At 40.4% G+C, this 17,317-nt stretch carries 18 protein-coding genes; all 18 read left to right on the forward strand.

Annotation, left to right across the window (positions count from 1 at the left end):
- Positions 1-122 precede the first annotated feature (122 nt).
- The 18 genes from rimP to NMM26_RS06400 all read left to right on the forward strand — a co-directional run bounded on the left by rimP (position 123) and on the right by NMM26_RS06400 (position 17,302).
- Positions 123-602: a ribosome maturation factor RimP gene (gene rimP / locus NMM26_RS06315; protein ID WP_254754026.1), complete on the forward strand. Its 480-nt coding sequence runs from the start codon at positions 123-125 to the stop codon at positions 600-602.
- Between the two features lie 43 nt (positions 603-645).
- Positions 646-1,782, forward strand: coding sequence for a transcription termination factor NusA (nusA, locus tag NMM26_RS06320; protein ID WP_000032286.1), 1,137 nt, complete (start codon positions 646-648; stop codon positions 1,780-1,782).
- A gap of 21 nt (positions 1,783-1,803) precedes the next feature.
- Positions 1,804-2,097, forward strand: a complete 294-nt coding sequence (locus NMM26_RS06325) for an RNase P modulator RnpM (protein WP_000857560.1) — start codon at positions 1,804-1,806, stop codon at positions 2,095-2,097.
- Entirely contained in the window at positions 2,090-2,389 is a 300-nt protein-coding gene (locus tag NMM26_RS06330; RefSeq protein WP_001041390.1) for a YlxQ-related RNA-binding protein, read from the forward strand. The genes NMM26_RS06325 and NMM26_RS06330 overlap by 8 nt, the downstream gene beginning before the upstream one ends.
- A 16-nt stretch (positions 2,390-2,405) precedes the next feature.
- Entirely contained in the window at positions 2,406-5,198 is a 2,793-nt protein-coding gene (gene infB / locus NMM26_RS06335; RefSeq protein WP_254754027.1) for a translation initiation factor IF-2, read from the forward strand.
- A gap of 166 nt (positions 5,199-5,364) precedes the next feature.
- Positions 5,365-5,715 (forward strand): 30S ribosome-binding factor RbfA, encoded by a 351-nt coding sequence (gene rbfA / locus NMM26_RS06340; protein WP_001273601.1) that lies wholly within the window; start codon positions 5,365-5,367, stop codon positions 5,713-5,715.
- A gap of 149 nt (positions 5,716-5,864) precedes the next feature.
- A complete protein-coding gene (locus tag NMM26_RS06345) occupies positions 5,865-6,644 on the forward strand; it encodes a hypothetical protein (RefSeq protein ID WP_000517915.1) in 780 nt (259 codons plus the stop codon).
- Between the two features lies 1 nt (position 6,645).
- Positions 6,646-6,828 carry a hypothetical protein gene (locus tag NMM26_RS06350; protein WP_049550820.1) on the forward strand — a complete coding sequence of 61 codons (183 nt, stop codon included), beginning with the start codon at positions 6,646-6,648 and terminating at the stop codon, positions 6,826-6,828.
- Positions 6,829-7,092: 264 nt separating this feature from the next.
- Positions 7,093-7,326: a DUF1858 domain-containing protein gene (locus NMM26_RS06355; RefSeq protein WP_000368739.1), complete on the forward strand. Its 234-nt coding sequence runs from the start codon at positions 7,093-7,095 to the stop codon at positions 7,324-7,326.
- The gene (locus NMM26_RS06360) at positions 7,326-8,660 is read left to right on the forward strand and encodes a DUF438 domain-containing protein (protein ID WP_254754028.1); all 1,335 of its coding nucleotides are present in this window, start codon (positions 7,326-7,328) and stop codon (positions 8,658-8,660) included. The genes NMM26_RS06355 and NMM26_RS06360 overlap by 1 nt, the downstream gene beginning before the upstream one ends.
- A gap of 9 nt (positions 8,661-8,669) precedes the next feature.
- Positions 8,670-8,924: a DUF1912 family protein gene (locus NMM26_RS06365; RefSeq protein WP_000119706.1), complete on the forward strand. Its 255-nt coding sequence runs from the start codon at positions 8,670-8,672 to the stop codon at positions 8,922-8,924.
- A 95-nt stretch (positions 8,925-9,019) separates the two neighbouring features.
- Entirely contained in the window at positions 9,020-9,415 is a 396-nt protein-coding gene (locus NMM26_RS06370; protein WP_000038632.1) for a hypothetical protein, read from the forward strand.
- Between the two features lie 281 nt (positions 9,416-9,696).
- Positions 9,697-10,275 (forward strand): flavin reductase family protein, encoded by a 579-nt coding sequence (locus tag NMM26_RS06375; RefSeq protein ID WP_000813811.1) that lies wholly within the window; start codon positions 9,697-9,699, stop codon positions 10,273-10,275.
- Complete coding sequence (locus NMM26_RS06380; RefSeq protein ID WP_000085191.1) at positions 10,262-10,822, forward strand: GNAT family N-acetyltransferase; 561 nt, start codon at positions 10,262-10,264, stop codon at positions 10,820-10,822. Before NMM26_RS06375 ends, NMM26_RS06380 begins: the two co-directional genes overlap by 14 nt.
- Positions 10,822-11,400 carry an AAA family ATPase gene (locus NMM26_RS06385; RefSeq protein ID WP_000550028.1) on the forward strand — a complete coding sequence of 193 codons (579 nt, stop codon included), beginning with the start codon at positions 10,822-10,824 and terminating at the stop codon, positions 11,398-11,400. The genes NMM26_RS06380 and NMM26_RS06385 overlap by 1 nt, the downstream gene beginning before the upstream one ends.
- Positions 11,393-14,044 (forward strand): valine--tRNA ligase, encoded by a 2,652-nt coding sequence (locus tag NMM26_RS06390; protein ID WP_000032150.1) that lies wholly within the window; start codon positions 11,393-11,395, stop codon positions 14,042-14,044. The genes NMM26_RS06385 and NMM26_RS06390 overlap by 8 nt, the downstream gene beginning before the upstream one ends.
- A 73-nt stretch (positions 14,045-14,117) precedes the next feature.
- Positions 14,118-15,047: a DUF1837 domain-containing protein gene (locus NMM26_RS06395; RefSeq protein ID WP_001232735.1), complete on the forward strand. Its 930-nt coding sequence runs from the start codon at positions 14,118-14,120 to the stop codon at positions 15,045-15,047.
- Positions 15,017-17,302 carry a helicase-related protein gene (locus tag NMM26_RS06400; protein WP_000375691.1) on the forward strand — a complete coding sequence of 762 codons (2,286 nt, stop codon included), beginning with the start codon at positions 15,017-15,019 and terminating at the stop codon, positions 17,300-17,302. Before NMM26_RS06395 ends, NMM26_RS06400 begins: the two co-directional genes overlap by 31 nt.
- Positions 17,303-17,317: the final 15 nt, after the last annotated feature.

Here is a 17,317-nt window from a genome sequence, read left to right on the forward strand (position 1 = left end):
GTAAGTTCAGACAAAAAGCTTCAAGGTCAAATCCTTGCAGGTTAGCTTAATTTGTGTTATACTTGTAACAAGAATATGAAAAGTGAGGCGAGGAAATATCTTCGCCTCTTGCTTATGAGGAGGTGGACGTAATCGCAACAATCATAGAATTAGTCAGAGAAGTTGTAGAACCTGTCATTCAAGAACCTTTCGAACTCGTGGATATCGAGTATGGAAAGATTGGCAGTGACATGATTCTCAGTATTTTTGTAGATAAACCTGAAGGAATTACCTTGAACGACACGGCAGACTTGACAGAAATAATCAGTCCTGTCCTAGATACTATCAAGCCAGATCCCTTCCCAGAACAATATTTCCTAGAAATCACCAGTCCAGGATTGGAACGTCCTTTAAAAACCAAGGATGCCGTTGCTGGAGCGGTTGGGAAATACATCCATGTCGGGCTCTACCAAGCCATCGATAAGCAAAAGGTTTTTGAAGGAATCTTAGTGGCCTTTGAAGAGGACGAGTTGACCATGGAATATATGGACAAGACGCGTAAGAAAACCGTTCAAATTCCATACAGTTTAGTATCAAAAGCACGTTTAGCAGTTAAATTATAGAAAAAGAAAGGATAGCTTTTGAGGATTCAAAAGTGAAGAAAACATGAGTAAAGAAATGCTAGAGGCCTTCCGCATTTTGGAAGAAGACAAGGGAATCAAAAAAGAAGACATCATCGACGCAGTAGTAGAGTCGCTTCGTTCCGCTTATCGCAGACGCTATGGTCAATCTGATAGCGTAGCTATTGATTTCAACGAAAAAACAGGTGACTTTACAGTTTATACTGTCCGTGAAGTTGTTGATGAAGTATTTGATAGCCGTTTGGAAATCAGCTTGAAAGATGCTCTTGCCATTAATTCAGCCTATGAACTTGGTGACAAAATCAAGTTTGAAGAAGCACCTGCTGAGTTTGGTCGTGTAGCAGCTCAATCTGCCAAACAAACCATCATGGAAAAAATGCGCAAGCAAACACGTGCCATTACTTACAATACTTACAAAGAACATGAGCAAGAAATCATGTCTGGTACAGTAGAACGCTTTGACAACCGCTTCATCTATGTCAACCTTGGCAGCATCGAAGCCCAATTGTCAAAACAAGACCAAATTCCTGGTGAAGTTTTTGCTTCCCACGATCGTATCGAAGTTTATGTCTACAAGGTTGAAGACAACCCTCGTGGTGTGAACGTCTTTGTTAGCCGTAGCCATCCAGAAATGATCAAACGTTTGATGGAGCAAGAAATTCCAGAAGTTTATGATGGAACTGTTGAAATCATGAGCGTAGCTCGTGAAGCAGGTGACCGTACTAAGGTTGCCGTTCGCAGCCATAATCCAAACGTGGACGCTATCGGTACAATCGTTGGACGTGGTGGAGCTAACATCAAGAAAATCACTAGCAAGTTCCACCCAGCTCGCTATGACGCTAAGAGTGACCGTATGGTACCAATCGAAGAAAACATCGACGTTATCGAGTGGGTAGCAGACCCAGCTGAATTTATCTACAATGCCATCGCTCCTGCTGAGGTTGACCAAGTTATCTTTGATGAAAACGACAGCAAACGTGCCTTGGTGGTTGTTCCTGATAACAAGCTTTCTCTTGCTATCGGTCGTCGTGGGCAAAACGTTCGCTTGGCAGCTCACTTGACTGGTTACCGTATCGATATCAAGTCTGCTAGCGAATTTGAAGCCATGGAAGAAGCTGGTTCGGTAGATTTGGGATCAGAAAACGATACTATCGAAGAATAAAAGCTGCTAGAGGAGGGAAAGATGAAAACGAGAAAAATCCCTTTGCGCAAGTCTGTTGTGTCCAATGAAGTGATTGATAAGCGTGATTTGCTCCGCATTGTCAAAAATAAGGAAGGACAAGTCTTTATCGATCCGACAGGCAAGGCCAACGGCCGCGGTGCTTATATCAAGCTAGACAATGCAGAAGCCTTAGAGGCGAAAAAGAAGAAGGTCTTTAACCGCAGCTTTAACATGGAAGTTGAAGAAAGCTTTTATGATGAGTTGATCGCTTATGTGGATCACAAAGTGAAAAGAAGAGAGTTAGGACTTGAATAAGCAAAAGATAAGTAATCTCTTGGGACTTGCTCAACGAGCAGGGCGAATCATATCGGGTGAAGAATTGGTCGTCAAGGCCATTCAAGACGGCAAGGCCAAGTTGGTCTTTCTAGCCCATGATGCTGGACCCAATCTGACCAAGAAGATTCAAGATAAAAGTCACTATTATCAAGTAGAAATTGTAACCGTGTTTTCAACACTGGAATTAAGCATAGCAGTCGGGAAATCGAGAAAGGTTTTGGCTGTAACAGATGCTGGATTTACAAAGAAAATGAGGTCTCTTATGGAATAGAAGAGGAGGACATGATTTGTCTAAGAAAAGATTGTACGAAATCGCAAAAGAACTTGGAAAAGAAAGTAAAGAAGTTGTAGCGCGTGCAAAAGAGTTGGGCTTGGATGTGAAAAGCCACTCATCAAGTGTGGAAGAAGCTGTCGCTGCAAAAATCGCTGCCAGCTTTAAGACTGTAGCTGCTCCGAAAGAAGAAGCAAAACCTGCAGCACCAAAAGCAAGTGCAGAAAAGAAAGCCGAAAAATCTGAACCAGCTAAACCAGCTGTAGCCAAGGAAGAGGCAAAAACGGCTGAGCCAGTTGCTCCGAAGACAGAAAAAGTAGCCGCAAAGCCGCAAAGCCGTAATTTCAAGGCTGAACGTGAAGCCCGTGCCAAAGAGCAGGCAGAACGACGCAAGCAAAATAAGGGCAATAACCGTGACCAACAACAAAACGGAAACCGTCAGAAAAATGATGGACGTAATGGTGGAAAACAAGGTCAAGGCAATCGCGACAATCGTCGCTTTAATGACCAAGCTAAGAAACAGCAAGGTCAGCAAAATCGTGGAAATGAGCGTCGTCAACAAGAGGACAAACGTCCAAATCAAGCGGCTCCACGTATTGACTTTAAAGCCCGTGCAGCTGCCCTAAAAGCAGAACAAAATGCAGAGTACGCACGTTCAAGCGAGGAACGTTTCAAACGAACTCAGGCTGCCAAAGAAGCCTTGGCCCAAGCTAACAAACGCAAGGAACCAGAGGAAATCTTTGAAGAAGCTGCTAAGTTAGCTGAACAAGCGCAACAAGTTCAAGCAGTGGTTGAAACAGCTCCTGTGAAAAAAGAAGCTGCAGTGGATACACGTCGTAAGAAGCAAGCCCGACCAGACAAAGAACGTGATGATTATGATCACGAAGAAGATGGTCCTAGAAAACAACAAAAGAATCGAAGTAGTCAAAATCAAGTGAGAAATCAAAGAAATAGTAACTGGAATAACAACAAAAAGAACAAAAAAGGTAATAACAAGAACAACCGTAATCAGGCTCCAAAACCTGTTACGGAGCGTAAATTCCATGAATTGCCAACAGAATTTGAATATACAGATGGTATGACCGTTGCGGAAATCGCAAAACGTATCAAACGTGAACCAGCTGAAATCGTTAAGAAACTATTCATGATGGGTGTCATGGCCACACAAAACCAATCTTTGGATGGAGAAACCATCGAACTCCTCATGGTGGATTATGGTATCGAAGCCAAACAAAAGGTTGAAGTGGATAATGCCGACATCGAACGTTTCTTTGTCGAAGATGGTTATCTCAATGAAGATGAATTGGTAGAGCGTCCACCAGTTGTAACTATCATGGGACACGTTGACCACGGTAAAACAACACTTCTAGATACTCTTCGTAATTCTCGTGTTGCGACAGGTGAAGCGGGTGGTATCACGCAACATATCGGTGCCTACCAAATCGTTGAAAATGGCAAGAAGATTACCTTCCTTGATACACCAGGACATGCGGCCTTTACATCGATGCGTGCGCGTGGTGCATCTGTTACCGATATTACGATCTTGGTCGTAGCGGCAGATGACGGGGTTATGCCTCAGACTATCGAAGCCATTAACCACTCAAAAGCTGCCAACGTTCCAATCATCGTAGCCATTAACAAGATTGATAAACCAGGTGCTAACCCAGAACGCGTTATCGGTGAATTGGCAGAGCATGGAGTTATGTCAACTGCTTGGGGTGGAGATTCTGAATTTGTTGAAATTTCAGCTAAGTTCAACCAAAACATCGAAGAATTGTTGGAAACAGTCCTTCTTGTGGCTGAAATCCAAGAACTCAAGGCAGACCCAACAGTACGTGCAATCGGTACAGTTATCGAAGCGCGTTTGGATAAAGGAAAAGGTGCGGTCGCAACCCTTCTTGTTCAACAAGGTACCTTGAATGTCCAAGATCCAATCGTTGTCGGAAACACCTTCGGTCGTGTCCGTGCTATGACCAATGACCTTGGTCGTCGCGTTAAGGTGGCTGGACCATCAACACCAGTCTCAATCACAGGTTTGAACGAAGCGCCAATGGCGGGTGACCACTTTGCTGTTTACGAAGATGAAAAATCTGCGCGTGCAGCTGGTGAAGAACGTGCCAAACGTGCTCTTATGAAGCAACGTCAAGCTACCCAACGTGTCAGCCTTGAAAACCTCTTTGATACGCTTAAAGCTGGTGAACTCAAGTCTGTTAACGTTATCATCAAAGCCGACGTACAAGGTTCTGTTGAAGCCCTTTCTGCCTCACTTCAGAAGATTGATGTGGAAGGTGTCAAAGTGACCATCGTCCACTCTGCAGTTGGTGCCATCAACGAATCAGACGTGACACTTGCCGAAGCTTCAAATGCCTTTATCGTTGGTTTCAACGTACGCCCTACACCGCAAGCTCGTCAACAAGCTGAAGCTGACGATGTGGAAATCCGTCTCCACAGCATTATCTACAAGGTTATCGAAGAGATGGAAGAAGCCATGAAAGGGATGCTTGATCCTGAATTCGAAGAAAAAGTTATCGGTGAAGCAGTTATTCGTGAAACCTTCAAGGTGTCTAAAGTGGGAACTATCGGTGGATTCATGGTTATCAACGGTAAGGTTACCCGTGACTCTAAAGTCCGTGTTATTCGTGATGGTGTCGTTATCTATGATGGTGAACTTGCAAGCTTGAAACACTACAAAGACGACGTTAAAGAAGTTACAAACGGCCGTGAAGGTGGATTGATGATTGATGGCTACAATGACATCAAGACTGATGATGTGATTGAGGCCTACGTCATGGAAGAAATCAAGAGATAATAGAGAAACGATAGCGCATTTGACTCGTCGTCAACAGCGCCTTGATGAACCCTCAGTTCTATCTAAGGCTTGTTTCCTAGATTCAAATGGCTCTAGTTCCTCTATCTAATAAAAATAGCTAGGTCTGCTGGCCTAGCTTTTGGTTCAAAGTAGAGAAAGGAATATCATGGCAAATCATTTCCGTACGGATCGTGTGGGCATGGAAATCAAGCGTGAAGTCAATGAGATTTTGCAAAAGAAAGTCCGTGATCCGCGTGTCCAAGGTGTGACTATCACAGATGTTCAGATGCTGGGTGATTTGTCTGTTGCCAAGGTTTACTACACCATTTTGAGTAACCTTGCTTCGGATAATCAAAAAGCCCAAATCGGGCTTGAAAAAGCAACTGGTACCATCAAACGTGAACTTGGTCGCAATTTGAAATTGTACAAAATCCCAGATTTGACCTTCGTCAAAGACGAGTCCATCGAGTATGGGAACAAGATTGACGAAATGCTACGCAATCTGGATAAGAACTAAGAAGGAGGGACAACCCTCTTTTTTGGTGCTTGGATTCTTCTAGCTATTAATAGCTGTATTTGTAATTGCAAAAAACAGTTTAAAAAATTTGTAAATACCTTATAGTATGATATGATAATGTTTAATACGAATGATAAATGGAAGTAGAGATGGGCAAACAAGAGTTAGCGATGCAAGTGCTGCGACAAGTGGTGAAATTACCCATGGTCAAAGTTGATCGAGAAAAATTTTTAGTTGACAAGTTTTCTAAAGAGTTAGATCGAAAGGATATTGCTACATTATTGGAAAAAGGTCCGACCTCTTTGTTAACAAAGGAAAGCTTGGATCGAGTTGCTAAGACCTGTATTAAGGACAATGTTCTACGAGCAAGCGGGACTTCGATTTTGGCAGGTTTACCTGGTGGTATTGCCATGGCAATCACTATTCCAACAGATGTAGTTCAGTTTTATGCTTTTTCATTAAAGTTGGCCCAAGAACTAGGCTATATTTATGGATTTGATGATCTTTGGGAATCCCGTGATGAATTGAGCGAGGATGCTCAAAATACCCTCTTGCTTTATCTCGGTGTCATGCTAGGGGTAAATGGAGCAGGGGCTTTACTTCGCTCTGGAGGTGTAACAGTTGCCAAGCATGTGATGAAGACGATTCCGCAGAAAGCTTTGACAAAGACACTTTGGTATCCTATTCTGGAAAAAGTTTTGAAAATTTTTGGAGTCAGCTTGACAAAGGGAGGCTTGGCTAAGGGAATGGGAAAAGTGATTCCTATTTTAGGAGGTGTCCTTTCTGGTGGCTTAACCTTTGCGACTATGAAGCCGATGGGGGAAAGACTGCAAAAGGAATTATCCAAATTAGTTAACTATAATGAAGGGCAGTATCAAATAGATATTGATACTATCCGAAAAGAAGCTGAAATCATCGAAGGTGAGTAATATGGGACTCATAAAAATTCTAGCTAAAACTTACGGAAATTACTTTTTGACCATGCAAGGTGTAAAAGTGATGAAAACGATAAAGAAAGATGACCATGTCGTTGTCGGTCTAGGGAAACTCTTTATTGCAGACAAGTTAATGGATACGGCTCGGTGGCTCATCAAGCCAGAGGATAGAAAATGAAATTTTTTTGGAACTTCTTGCTATTCTTTTTATCAAACCGATTATTGGGATTGTGAAATTCTTGTGGATGATCATCTCTTTTGCAGTCCAATTGCTGTTTTACAAGCTATTATTTAAAATATTGGATTGGCTCTTTAAACTTATTTAGATGGTAATACAAGTCGCAGAGAACTAGCAGGAGCTCTCCTGCTAGTTTTTTAATCTCTTTCCATATGGTATAATATAAGCAGTAAAATCATTTTAGAACATACAATGGAGGTCGTCATGGACAATATCATCGATGTGTCAATTCCTGTTGCAGAAGTGGTGGACAAGCATCCAGAGGTCTTAGAGATTCTAGTGGAGTTGGGTTTTAAACCCCTTGCCAATCCCTTAATGCGCAATACAGTTGGTCGTAAAGTATCGCTTAAGCAGGGTTCTAAGCTTGAAGGAACTCCTATGGACAAGATTGTTCGCACACTGGAAGCAAACGGCTACGAAGTGATTGGGTTAGACTAATGGCAGATGAACGGATTCATATCCTACGGGATATTTTGTTAGAATTGCACAATGGCGCCTCTCCTGAGTCGGTTCAGGAGCGCTTTGATGCGACCTTTACAGGTGTTTCAGCCATCGAGATTTCCCTTATGGAGCACGAGCTGATGAACTCAGACTCAGGTGTCACCTTTGAAGATGTCATGGAACTCTGTGATGTCCATGCTAATCTTTTTAAAAATGCTGTTAAGGGTGTCGAAGTTGCAGATACTGAGCATCCAGGCCACCCAGTTCGTGTCTTCAAGGAAGAAAATCTGGCCCTCCGTGCGGCCTTGATTCGCATTCGGAGATTGTTAGATACCTATGAGTCCATGGAAGATGAAGAAATGCTTGCGGAGATGCGCAAGGGCTTGGTGCGTCAGATGGGACTTGTGGGGCAATTTGACATCCATTACCAACGTAAGGAAGAACTCTTCTTTCCTATCATGGAGCGTTATGGACACGATTCACCTCCCAAAGTTATGTGGGGAGTGGATGACCAGATTAGGGAACTCTTTCAAACAGCTTTAGCGACAGCCAAGTCACTACCAGAAGTGTCGATTAGCACTGTAAAGGAAACTTTTGAAGCCTTTGCGACAGAGTTTGAAAGTATGATTTTCAAGGAAGAGTCCATCCTTCTCATGATTCTCCTTGAGTCCTTCACCCAAGATGACTGGCTTCAGATAGCGGAGGAGAGCGATGCCTATGGCTATGCTATCATCCGTCCGTCTGAGAAATGGGTGCCAGAACGACAGAGTTTTGTTGAGGAAAAGATTGCAGAGGAGCCCGTGCAGCTAAACACTGCTGAAGGTCAAATTCAGCAAGTCATCGATACACCTGAAGGACAGTTTACCATTACCTTTACCCCTAAGGAAAAGGAAGCAGTGCTGGATCGTCATAGTCAACAGGCTTTTGGGAATGGCTATCTTTCAGTCGAGCAGGCCAATCTTATTCTCAATCACCTCCCTATGGAGATTACCTTTGTCAATAAAGACGATATTTTCCAGTATTATAATGACAATGCGCCAGCTGATGAGATGATTTTCAAACGAACACCGTCTCAAGTCGGGCGCAATGTCGAACTCTGCCATCCGCCTAAGTACTTGGACAAGGTCAAAACTATCATGAAGGGGCTTCGTGAGGGTACTAAGGATAAGTATGAAATGTGGTTCAAGTCTGAGTCGCGAGGCAAGTTTGTCCACATCACCTACGCTGCAGTGCACGATGAAAACGGAGAATTCCAAGGAGTGCTGGAGTATGTTCAGGATATTCAACCCTACCGTGAGATTGATACGGACTATTTCCGTGGATTAGAATAAGGAGAAAAAATGAGTTACGAACAAGAATTTATGAAGGAATTTGAAGCTTGGGTTAATACCCAGATTATGATTAACGACATGGCGCACAAGGAAAGCCAAAAAGTATACGAAGAAGACCAAGATGAGCGTGCCAAAGATGCCATGATTCGATACGAAAGTCGCTTGGATGCTTATCAGTTCTTGCTTGGTAAGTTTGAAAACTTCAAAGCAGGCAAGGGATTCCATGATTTGCCAGATGGCTTGTTTGGTGAGCGAAATTATTAAACGAGAAAGATTCTTGATTTTTTACTAAAATCTTGATAGAATATTTATATTAAATCCTTGTCAGAGCAGGGATTTTTTATTGAAAGGATTTTATCATGTCAAAGAAACTCAATCGTAAAAAACAATTACGAAATAGCCTCCGTCGTGCAGGTGCCTTTTCAAGTACTGTGACGAAGGTTGTAGAAGAGACAAAAAAAGTCGTGAAGCGTGCAGAACAGTCAGCGAGCGAAGCTAGTAAGGCTGTCTCTAAAAAAGTTGAACAAGCAGTAGAAGCTACCAAAGAGCAAGCTCAAAAAGTAGCCAATTCTGTAGAAGATTTTGCAGCAAACTTGGGTGGACTTCCACTTGACCGTGCCAAAACTTTCTATGATGAAGGAATCAAGTCTGCGTCAGATTTCAAAAATTGGACTGAAAAAGAACTCCTTGCTTTGAAAGGAATCGGCCCAGCTACTATTAAGAAATTGAAAGAAAACGGCATTAAGTTCAAGTAATCTTTCTTGTCCCTTGCATTTCCGAAAAAATCTTGCTACAATAAAGCCATCAGAGGTGTTTTGAATCCCACATTTTACAGAAAGTGGCGGTGCTGAGAAGTCCACAAATGTGTCAAAACTGGTTGCTGATGGATGAAAAATGAAATATTACTGTCTTTTTATTTTAAAGATAAGAGTTGCGGGCGTTGCCCGAAATTGGGTGGTACCGCGGATAAACACATTCGTCCCTGTCATGTAGATGGCAGGGCTTTTCTTTTGTATCTTGGTCAAAGGAGGTTGTTATGAAGCAATCTTTTAACACAAGTAAACTATATTATGGTTTTCCTATTTTCATTTTGGGGTATCAGGACCAGAATTTTGGACACAATATAACGACTTGCAGCTCCTCTTATAGTCTGGGAGATTGGCTAGTTATCGGTGTTGGTTCTGAGGAAAATGCGGCTGATCAGATTAAGTATTATCAACAGTTCACCGTAAATATTCCTGATGAAACTTCTATGCTTGCGATGGAGCAGGCCGGCTTTATCAGTCGTCGAGAGAAACTGAAACACCTGGGACTAGACTACGAGATTTCTGAACAAACTCATGCTCCGATTTTGGAATCTTGTCCGGTCGTTTTGGATTGCCAAGTGGATCGGATTATCGAAGAAGATGGAATTTGCCACATCTTTGCTAAGATTCTTGACCGACTGGCTAATCCTGAACTCTTGGATGATAAGGGACATTTTAAAAATGACTGTTTTTCACCGACTTACTTTATGGGGGACGGTCACCAGCGCGTTTATCGCTATTTAGATAACCGTGTTGACCCTATGGGGAGCTTTATCAAGAAAGCGAGGAAGAAGGATGTCAAGAGCTGAATTACCAGAACGAATAGAGACGGAACGGCTAGTGTTACGAGTCCGTACAGTGGCGGACGCCGAAGATATCCATGCCTACGCTAGTTTGCCAGAGGTCGCTTATCCAGCAGGCTTTCCTCCAGTCAAGACCTTGGAAGATGAGATTTATTATCTGGAGCAAATCCTTCCCGATCGCAATCAAAAGGAAAATCTCCCAGCTGGCTATGGGATTGTCGTCAAAGGAACCGATAAAGTCATTGGTTCTGTTGACTTCAATCACCGCCATGCGGACGATGTGCTAGAAATTGGCTATACCTTGCACCCAGACTACTGGGGTCGAGGCTATGTACCAGAAGCAGCGCTTGCCTTGATTGACTTAGCCTTTAAAGATTTGGGTCTTCACAAGATTGAATTGACTTGTTTTGGATACAATGTCCAAAGTCAACGAGTCGCAGAAAAACTTGGATTTACCCTTGAAGCTCGCATAAGAGACCGCAAAGATACTCGAGGCAACCGCTGTGACAGCTTGATATATGGCTTGCTGAAGAGTGAGTGGGAGGTGAATTGATGCATCTTTTCATTATCGGTGCTCCAGCTTCAGGAAAAATGACGATTGGTCAAGAACTGTCTCGATTGACGGATGCTACCCTCTTTTATAACCATCAAGCCATCGATTTTGCACTAGAAATCTATCAGGACTACACAGAGGAAATGTGGGAGTTTGTTCGAGGGATTACCTTTTCTTTCCTTGGAGCTAGCGCAAGAAATCAGCGATCAGTAATTTTAACAGATGTAATTGATTTTTCAAATCAGTACCAGCTGATGTATTTAAAGCAAATTCAGGATTTATTGGATAACTTTCATCAAGAGATTCTGTTTGTTGAGTTGGAAACAAGTCTTGAAGAGCGTTTACGTCGAAATCGAACGGAGAATCGATTAAATCACAAACCCTTAAAACGACATATTGAGGTATCTGAAAGAGAAATTTTAGAGACCGCTGAAACACTTCAATTAAATTCTCAACATCAACCGAATGAGTTGCACCACTACTTTAAAATAAATAATACGAATTTGTCAGCAGAAGAAGCTGCTAAGCAAATTCAAAATAAAATGAACAAAATAGAGAAAGGACACACACATGTCTAAAGAACTTTCACCTAAATACAATCCAGCCGAGGTTGAGGCTGGTCGTTACCAAAAATGGCTTGATGCTGATGTTTTCAAGCCTTCAGGAGATCAAAAGGCTAAGCCTTATTCAATCGTCATTCCACCACCAAACGTAACTGGGAAACTTCACCTTGGTCACGCTTGGGATACGACTTTGCAGGATATTATCATCCGTCAAAAACGCATGCAAGGTTTTGATACGCTTTGGCTTCCAGGTATGGACCACGCTGGTATTGCCACTCAGGCTAAGGTTGAGGAGCGCTTGCGTGGCGAGGGGATTAGCCGTTATGACCTCGGCCGTGAGAAATTCCTCGATAAGGTCTGGGAATGGAAAGATGAATATGCCACTACCATCAAGGAACAATGGGGCAAGATGGGGCTCTCTGTAGACTACTCTCGTGAGCGTTTCACTCTTGACGAAGGTTTGTCAAAAGCCGTTCGTAAGGTTTTTGTGGACCTTTACAAGAAAGGTTGGATCTACCGTGGTGAATTTATTATCAACTGGGACCCAGCAGCTCGCACAGCCCTTTCTGATATCGAGGTTATCCACAAGGATGTCGAAGGTGCCTTCTACCACATGAACTACATGCTGGAAGACGGTTCACGCGCCCTTGAAGTGGCAACAACTCGTCCTGAGACTATGTTTGGGGACGTTGCCGTTGCGGTCAATCCAGAAGACCCACGCTACAAGGACTTGATTGGTCAAAACGTCATCCTTCCAATCGCTAACAAACTCATCCCAATCGTTGGAGACGAACACGCAGATCCTGAATTTGGTACTGGTGTCGTGAAAATCACGCCTGCCCACGATCCAAACGACTTCTTGGTTGGTCAACGTCACAACTTGCCACAAGTCAACGTCATGAACGACGACGGAACCATGAATGAGCTTGCCTTCGAATTCGCCGGCATGGATCGTTTTGAAGCCCGTAAAGCAGTCGTTGCTAAGTTGGAAGAAATCGGTGCCCTCGTCAAAATCGAAAAACGTGTCCACAGTGTTGGTCACTCTGAGCGTACAGGTGTAGTGGTTGAGCCACGCTTGTCTACTCAATGGTTCGTCAAGATGGACCAATTGGCTAAGAACGCCATTGCCAACCAAGACACAGACGACAAGGTAGAATTCTACCCACCTCGTTTCAATGATACCTTCCTCCAATGGATGGAAAATGTCCACGACTGGGTCATCTCTCGTCAGCTATGGTGGGGTCACCAAATCCCTGCTTGGTACAATGCCGAGGGTGAAATGTACGTTGGCGAAGAAGCTCCAGAAGGCGACGGTTGGACTCAGGACGAAGACGTCTTGGATACTTGGTTCAGTTCTGCCCTTTGGCCATTCTCTACCATGGGCTGGCCGGATGTCGACTCAGAAGACTTCAAACGTTATTATCCAACATCAACTTTGGTGACTGGTTATGATATTATCCCGTTCTGGGTATCTCGAATGATTTTCCAAGGTTTGGAATTTACTGGCAAATCGCCATTCAAAAATGCATTGATTCATGGTCTGATTCGTGACGAGGAAGGCCGTAAAATGTCTAAATCTCTCGGTAACGGGATTGACCCGATGGATGTTATTGATAAGTACGGAACAGATAGCCTGCGTTGGTTCCTTTCAAACGGTTCTGCACCAGGTCAAGACGTGCGCTTCTCTTACGAGAAAATGGATGCTTCATGGAACTTCATTAACAAGATCTGGAACATCTCTCGCTACATCCTCATGAACAATGAAGGCTTGACCCTTGAGCAAGCAACTGCCAATGTGGAAAAAGTTGTCAACAAGGAAGCTGGTAATGTCACAGACCGCTGGATTCTCCACAACCTTAATGAAACCATCGGCAAAGTCACTGAAAACTTTGACAAGTTTGAGTTTGGTGTCGCTGGACACATCCTCTACAACTTCATTTGGGATGAATTTGCGGACTGGTACGTTGAGTTGACTAAGGAAGTCCTTTATAGCGACAACGAAGAAGAGAAAGTTATCACACGCTCTGTTCTCCTTTACACTTTGGACAAGATCCTTCGTCTCCTTCACCCAATTATGCCATTCGTGACAGAGGAAATCTTTGGACAAATCTCAGAAGGCTCTATCGTTACAGCAGAATACCCAACTGTCAATCCAGCCTTTGAAGATCTTGCCGCTCACACAGGAGTAGAAAGCCTCAAAGACTTGATCCGTGCTGTTCGTAATGCGCGTGCGGAAGTAAACGTAGCTCCAAGCAAACCTATCACAATCCTTGTTAAGACAAGCGATAGCGACTTGGAAACCTTCTTTAACAGCAATGTCAACTACATCAAACGCTTCACAAATCCAGAACACTTGGAAATCGCATCAAACATCCCTGCACCTGAACTCGCAATGTCAAGCGTCATCACAGGAGCAGAAATCTACTTGCCACTGGCAGACCTCTTCAATGTCGAAGAAGAACTAGCTCGCCTCGACAAGGAACTGGCTAAATGGCAAAAAGAACTGGATATGGTTGGTAAGAAACTCTCTAACGAACGTTTCGTAGCCAATGCCAAACCAGAAGTCGTCCAAAAAGAACGCGACAAACAAGCCGACTACCAAGCCAAATACGACGCGACCGTAGCACGTATTGATGAGATGAAGAAACTGGTTAAATAAACATAGAAACACGGTGATGAGCCGTGTTTTTTGGTATAATGAAATTGAAAATTGATAAGAAGGAAAAGTAATTTTGAGAAAAACACTTCAAGATTTAATTAATAATTCTATTGTTTTGAAATATAAGTTACCTTTTAATTTCACAAACGGTAAGGGAAGTTCAATTTCTATAAATAAAAGCAATTTAACAAGTAAAGGGAAAAATGAGTACTGCTTTGAAGGTAATGATAATGATATTTCAAAAATTATTTATAATGGAATAATTGAATTTGCTGAAAATGAATCTGAGATTGACTATAGTAAATTAGATAGAGAACAAACAAAGGCAATTAAACTTAAACTGAGGTATGATAAAGAGGATGAATCTTCAACCAAACTTCAATATGGATTTTATGGTGAAGTACTTTTAGATTTATTTTTAAGAAATTATTTCCATACGGATGTTTTAATTGCTAGAGGTTATTTTTATTCTCCTCTTGAAAAAGCTGAAGCAAAAGGATTTGATGCGTTTCATTTAGTGGATAATAATGGAATCTTGGAACTTTGGTTTGGTGAAGCTAAGTTCCATAAAAAATTTTCCTCAGGGATTAAATCTGTTATTTCTAAAATGAATAGCTCACTTTCAGATAGTTATTTAAATGATCACTTATACGCAATTATTAAAGAAAAAAAGAATATTTCTAAGTCGCATACTACTTTAGATACTATAATAGAAAGTTGGGAAGACAATCCTGAAATTATTCTTATAGACGAATTAACAGCTAACCATATCGAATTAATATATCCTATTTTTATAGCATATCAGAAACAAGGTACTTTTAGTTATGAAAAGTCAATTGATTCTTGTGTGAAGAAAATTAATGATGAGCTGTCTAAATCCACAGTTATGCCGGCTGTAAAAATTAATCTAAGTATTTTTGTAATGCTATTACCTGTTGATGATTCTAATAAATTAAAGGAAGAAGTGATTGAATGGATAGAAACGAAAGAACCGCTTATCTAATCAAAGAATTAAATTTATATAAGCGATACCCTGAAAGAAGAGGTACCTTTATCAAGACAACTTGTGACTATTACGACGCTGTAAAAAAAGACGAACTTACAAGTAGTGATTTAAATTTCTTGCGTTATATAGCAAATGAAGCTGGAGTACCACAATACTTTGAGCTACTTGAAAGAAAATATCAAGAAGGTAATGAAATAAATCCAGAGGATATGAATTTATTATCCATGAGTTCATTTTTAAATGAAGCGAATTTAATCGTAAATGATTATATGCTACATAAATATCAAAAAGAAGTTTTAGAATTATTCGAAATTAATTTAGTTAATAGATATGTTCTCTCTGCTCCAACTTCTTTTGGTAAAACTTTTATTGTTTATACTATTATAAAGAAAATGGATTATTCTAATATACTATTAGTTTTTCCTACGATTAGTCTGTTATCTGAAAATTATTTAAAGTTACAAAATGATGAATTTTTTTCTTCGTATAAAATACATACTCTAAGTGAAATAAACGAGGACGAACTTGGAGAAAAAAATATTTTTATATATACTCCTGAAAGATATCTCTCGTTTTTAGATAATAATACTAGTTATTTTGATTTTACTTTTGTGGATGAAATATATAAAATAGACAACGACTTTATTTTAGATAATGACACTCCAGAAGAAAATGAACGAGATATTGCTTATAGACTTGCTTTAGAATTTGCTTGCCAAAATAGTAAAGATATTTTACTCGCTGGACCTTATATTCAATTTCAGGAACCAGATGCAGAAAGAAATTCATTCAATAATTTTGTTAGAGTTAATAAATTTACAATTCTTGAATATAATGATGTTGAGATTGTATCTAAGAACATTACACATATTGATAGAAATAAGTTTGAACTTGGAAATATTAAATATAAATTAAATGTAGGTACTTCGTCCTTACAAGATAAAGTAGTACAAACTATTGTAAAGATAGAAGGTAATACTCTAATTTATTGTGGAAGCAAGCCAGATGTAGAGAGATTTGCTAATCATATGTTGAAAAATGAAGAATATCTTTCGCTTTTGTCAGAAAAAGAGTCCAAAGAAGATAATGAACTGTTTTCTATTTTTTTAAAACATATAGAAGAGAAATTTGGATCAGATTGGATTTTATATAAAGCACTTGAAAAGAGAATTGGGCTCCATCATGCAGGAATACCAAAATATCTTCAGAATGAAATAATTAATTTGTTTAATAGTGGGCAACTATTGTGTCTTTTTTCGACAACAACAATTACTGAAGGAGTCAATACAACTGCAAAGAATTTGATTGTTACTGCAGTAAAAAAAGGAAGGAAGCCATTAAAACAGTTTGATGCCAAAAACATTGCTGGGAGATCTGGTCGATTTAATGTCCATTATAGTGGTAATGTTATTGATTTAACAAAAGAATTTGAAACTATCATTAATTCGCAACAAGATGAAATTGAACATAAAAATTATGATAATTACCACAATAAAACTGACATTGATTTAGAAGTGACTCTGGATGAATTTTTGACAGATGATGATAAAAGGTTTAAAGATGAAATTAATAAGGCAAAACAAGACTCAGGACTACCAGATTTTATTTTTCAATCATATAGAATTATAGGCCCTTTGGAAAAAATCTTGATTTATAATCGAATAAAAGTAATGTCCGAGGTTGAATTTCGTAAAATTGATCGATTAAAGCAAGTATTAAGTCTAAGCAACGGTACAAAAATTCATTGGGAAGGTTTTCAAACAGTAGTTGATATTTGTCGCCAATTTATTTTTAATTCCGAGTTGAAACAGATAATAGAAGCTAAAGTAGGTAATAAAAATCATTCTTTAATTGTAGTACAACTGTCAGGATTTTTAGAAAAAGGCTTTTTAGGAACTGTTGATTATTACGTTAAACAGCAGAATTACAGTAAAGATAAAGCAATTAGTCAAACTTCTAAATTAATCTATACAATATTTAAATATCATCTTGTAAAGTATTTAGGTGTATTTGATTTGCTATATAGATTCCATTATTCAAAGGTTTACAGAAGAAACTTTGATGATGTTACTGGGATTAAAATTCTTCTGCAAAAGCTAGAGTATAATGCTCTGACTGATATTGGGCGCCAATTGAGTGATTATGGAGTTCCTTTTGAATTAGTAAAATATTATGATGGAAGTGTAACTACTAAAAATTTTGATTTATATGAAAGTTATGTAGATAGAAGAATACAAAGATTACTTGAATAAAAGATAAGACTGGGC

The organism is Streptococcus sp. CF7_Ac1-8 (genome assembly GCF_024295435.1).
In the GTDB taxonomy this organism is placed as follows: domain Bacteria; phylum Bacillota; class Bacilli; order Lactobacillales; family Streptococcaceae; genus Streptococcus; species Streptococcus mitis_AP.

Bases quoted from the DNA above. Each gene is read 5' to 3' on its own strand.
- NMM26_RS06380 (WP_000085191.1), top strand. From the start codon at position 10,262: ATGTCAAGAGCTGAATTACCAGAACGAATAGAGACGGAACGGCTAGTG.
- NMM26_RS06385 (WP_000550028.1), top strand. From the start codon at position 10,822: ATGCATCTTTTCATTATCGGTGCTCCAGCTTCAGGAAAAATGACGATT.
- nusA (WP_000032286.1), top strand. From the start codon at position 646: ATGAGTAAAGAAATGCTAGAGGCCTTCCGCATTTTGGAAGAAGACAAG.
- NMM26_RS06345 (WP_000517915.1), top strand. From the start codon at position 5,865: ATGGGCAAACAAGAGTTAGCGATGCAAGTGCTGCGACAAGTGGTGAAA.
- NMM26_RS06360 (WP_254754028.1), top strand. From the start codon at position 7,326: ATGGCAGATGAACGGATTCATATCCTACGGGATATTTTGTTAGAATTG.
- NMM26_RS06390 (WP_000032150.1), top strand. From the start codon at position 11,393: ATGTCTAAAGAACTTTCACCTAAATACAATCCAGCCGAGGTTGAGGCT.
- NMM26_RS06325 (WP_000857560.1), top strand. From the start codon at position 1,804: ATGAAAACGAGAAAAATCCCTTTGCGCAAGTCTGTTGTGTCCAATGAA.
- NMM26_RS06350 (WP_049550820.1), top strand. From the start codon at position 6,646: ATGGGACTCATAAAAATTCTAGCTAAAACTTACGGAAATTACTTTTTG.
- NMM26_RS06400 (WP_000375691.1), top strand. From the start codon at position 15,017: ATGGATAGAAACGAAAGAACCGCTTATCTAATCAAAGAATTAAATTTA.
- NMM26_RS06370 (WP_000038632.1), top strand. From the start codon at position 9,020: ATGTCAAAGAAACTCAATCGTAAAAAACAATTACGAAATAGCCTCCGT.
- rbfA (WP_001273601.1), top strand. From the start codon at position 5,365: ATGGCAAATCATTTCCGTACGGATCGTGTGGGCATGGAAATCAAGCGT.
- NMM26_RS06365 (WP_000119706.1), top strand. From the start codon at position 8,670: ATGAGTTACGAACAAGAATTTATGAAGGAATTTGAAGCTTGGGTTAAT.
- NMM26_RS06355 (WP_000368739.1), top strand. From the start codon at position 7,093: ATGGACAATATCATCGATGTGTCAATTCCTGTTGCAGAAGTGGTGGAC.
- NMM26_RS06375 (WP_000813811.1), top strand. From the start codon at position 9,697: ATGAAGCAATCTTTTAACACAAGTAAACTATATTATGGTTTTCCTATT.